This window comes from Okeania sp. SIO2C2, from assembly GCF_010692625.1.
Classification (GTDB): Bacteria; Cyanobacteriota; Cyanobacteriia; order Cyanobacteriales; family Microcoleaceae; genus Okeania; species Okeania hirsuta.
Genome location: NZ_JAAHGM010000147.1, coordinates 1 through 2,402, shown reverse-complemented (window position 1 = coordinate 2,402; position 2,402 = coordinate 1). Strand labels below are relative to the sequence as shown.

Sequence of the window (2,402 nt, the reverse complement as noted above, 5' to 3'; positions counted from 1 at the left end):
TCCAAAAAGTTGTCAAACAATCAGAAGATGGATTGATGAGATTTGAGGATATTTTGATCACCGGACAACCCAAGGAACAGTAGAAGGAATTAATCAAAAAATCAAGTTAATTAAAAGGAGAGGTTATGGGTTAACTAACTTTGACAACTTTAGAAAAAGAACTTTACAGTCGTTGGCATTTTTGCTAGTAATTTTTCATATTTAGTCTAGAAGAGCCTTATTTATTACTAATTGCTGTTTGCGTAGTATTCCGTAGGAAATGCTTACATAATTTTTGCCTCAATCATAGTTAATAGAGTTGGAATTGAAGAAGGAGACAGGAGACAGGAGACAGGAGACAGGAGGAAAATTACATGGGGATTCGCTCCCCCAAGTAATTTTGAACACTCCAGTTGACGGTGGGGTATTAAACCCACAAATAAAATGATAAAAATCTTGGAGCCAAATTATGTTTAACAAAAGATGGAAAAAAAATCAGATTTTATTCTTTCTATTCATATTAGTCTGCATCAGTAGTATCACGTTAAATATTCTTCTACAAAAACAACCAGCATTTGCTCTGCAAGAATCAGAGTGGGATACATTATTAGAAAATCGGGCTGTCAAAGAAGTTGTGAATAGAATCGAACAAACTTGGGAAAAAGCTTATGAAAATTATTTTGGTGTTAATCTCTCAGGCTTTACATTAACTGCTGAAACTATCGCTAAACAACTTGATTTATGGAAAATTCAAACTGATAAAAACCCTGGAGTTGTTTGGGTATGGCCAAGAAAAAAAACCATACAGTTAGTATTAATTACTCCCAATCAAATACCAGTTATATACAGTGTTACTGATCTAGAGCAAAAGACTGTATTAAATACAGCAAAAATATTGGCTGGGGAAATCACAGATCCCAGAGGACGTCACAGCAATTCATATCTAAAACCTGCTCAACAAATTTATCAGTGGATAGTAGCTCCTATCGAGCCAGAATTAGAAAAGCAAAAAGTAGATACAATTCTTTTTTGTCTAGGACCAGGTTTACGCAGTTTAGCATTATCAGCACTACATGATGGAGAAAAATTTCTCATAGAAAAGTATAGTATTGCTTTAATTCCCGCCTTTAATATGATCGAAACTGAGTATAATCCAAACAAAAATATGCAAGTATTAGGAATGGGGGCATCAGAATTTATCGACCATAAACCTTTACCAGCGGTACCAATAGAATTAAAACAAATTACACAAGAATTTTTCCCAGGCAAAGGGTTGATCAACGAGACTTTTACAGTTAAAAATTTACAATACCAACGACAAAAACATAAATTTGGCATAGTTCATTTAGCTACCCATGCTGAGTTTAGATCGGGCAAACCCAGTAATTCTTATATTCAGTTTTGGAATCAAGAAAAGCTAAACTTAGACGATATTAGAAATTTGAAATGGCATCAACCAAAAGTAGAATTGTTGGTATTAAGTGCTTGTCAAACTGCAGTGGGAGATCGACAAGCAGAATTAGGTTTTGCTGGTTTAGCTGTGCAAGCTGGAGTTAAATCTGCACTGGCAAGTCTTTGGTATGTTAGTGATGTGGGAACTTTGGCATTAATGAATGAATTTTATCAACATTTTCAAAAAAATCCACTGAAAGCAGAAGCTCTCAGACAAGCACAAATAGCAATGTTAAACGGGAAAGTAAACTTGAAAAAAGATGAGTTACACGGTTCTGGTAGTAGCGTAAAATTGCCACAAGAATTAGCAGAATATGGAAATGAAAATTTATCTCATCCTTATTATTGGGCTGCTTTTACTATTATTGGCAATCCTTGGTAATTTAGTAACTTTTTATCAAAAAAAGTCATACCTAATGGGACTTACAGAACTTTTAAGCCCAAATATAGCCCAAACTCTCTTTGTGAGAGGCAAATACGTCACGGTTATTAGTTAACCAATCAAAAAAACGGAAAGACATATCTCAAAAATCTCGGATTATCTACTTTTTCGCCTTGAGAGTCAGTATAGAAATGATTTAAACCTAAGTCTATTCCTAATTGTTTTCCTTTGAGAGATTTACTTTCTACTCTGGTATAGTCTATTAAGAATTGAGCATAATAACCATCATACCTTCTGACAACTCTGACTCGTTTAATTTGGTTAAGTTGATAGAAATAAAGGTTTCGACTACCCCAAAGTTTAAAAGTACCTGCTGCAAAACCATCTGTGAAAGTTAGATAGCGTCTATCTTTTGATAATTTCCATCCATTGGTTTTGTATTCTACTGATGCTCTATTGAGGTGCTTTTTGTCGGGTAAGAAAGGACACGTCACCGCGCCTTTCTCCCCTAAGAACCGGACTTGACAGTTTCCCATCATCCGGCTCAAGCCTCCATGCAACTCAGAAGGTTTTTCCACTGTGAAGGTGT

General features: G+C 35.1%; 2 protein-coding genes and 2 pseudogenes. 3 read left to right on the top strand and 1 reads right to left on the bottom strand.

Annotated elements, in window-relative coordinates; translation table 11 throughout:
- Window positions 1–61: 61 nt before the first annotated feature.
- The 3 genes and pseudogenes from F6K18_RS35935 to F6K18_RS35925 form a co-directional block, all read left to right on the top strand.
- Window positions 62–205: pseudogene (locus F6K18_RS35935) on the top strand (transposase); the annotation flags it as partial.
- A 99-nt stretch (window positions 206–304) separates the two neighbouring features.
- A complete protein-coding gene (locus tag F6K18_RS35930; protein WP_287524463.1) occupies window positions 305–427 on the top strand; it encodes a hypothetical protein in 123 nt (40 codons plus the stop codon).
- A gap of 21 nt (window positions 428–448) precedes the next feature.
- A complete protein-coding gene (locus F6K18_RS35925; RefSeq protein WP_287528131.1) occupies window positions 449–1,813 on the top strand; it encodes a CHAT domain-containing protein in 1,365 nt (454 codons plus the stop codon).
- A gap of 140 nt (window positions 1,814–1,953) precedes the next feature.
- Here F6K18_RS35925 and F6K18_RS35920 read toward each other — a convergent pair.
- Window positions 1,954–2,402 (bottom strand): annotated as a pseudogene (locus F6K18_RS35920) (hypothetical protein); the annotation flags it as partial.